Annotated in this window: 1 protein-coding gene; it reads left to right on the top strand. The window is 74.0% G+C overall.

All coding sequences use genetic code 11. The annotated features are described in order from the left end of the window. A partial coding sequence (locus tag RT309_RS14680; RefSeq protein ID WP_313358226.1) for a thiamine pyrophosphate-dependent enzyme occupies positions 1–319 on the top strand: 319 nt, incomplete at both ends.

The raw sequence follows: 319 nt of genomic DNA, 5'->3' as shown, positions 1-319 counted from the left end.
GCCTGTCAGGTCGCCGTCGCGCTCGTGCTCGACGAGCGCGACTGGCTCTTCCCCACCTACCGCGACGCCGTCGCGATCATCGAGCGAGGCGTCTCGCCGGCGGAGGCGATGGTGCTGCTGGCCGGCGACTGGCACAGCGGATACGACCCCGCCGAGCACCACGTCGCCCCGCAGGCCACGCCGCTGGCCACGCAGCTGCTGCACGCGGTCGGCTTCGCGCAGGCGGCACGGCACCGCGGCGAGGACACCGTCGTGCTCGCCCTGTGCGGCGACGGCGCGACGAGCGAGGGCGACTTCCACGAGGCGATGAACTTCGCCG

It is taken from the genome of Microbacterium sp., assembly GCF_032084865.1.
In the GTDB taxonomy this organism is placed as follows: domain Bacteria; phylum Actinomycetota; class Actinomycetes; order Actinomycetales; family Microbacteriaceae; genus Microbacterium.
The sequence above is the reverse complement of the archived record's forward strand: the minus strand, read 5'-3'. Positions and strand labels throughout refer to the sequence as shown.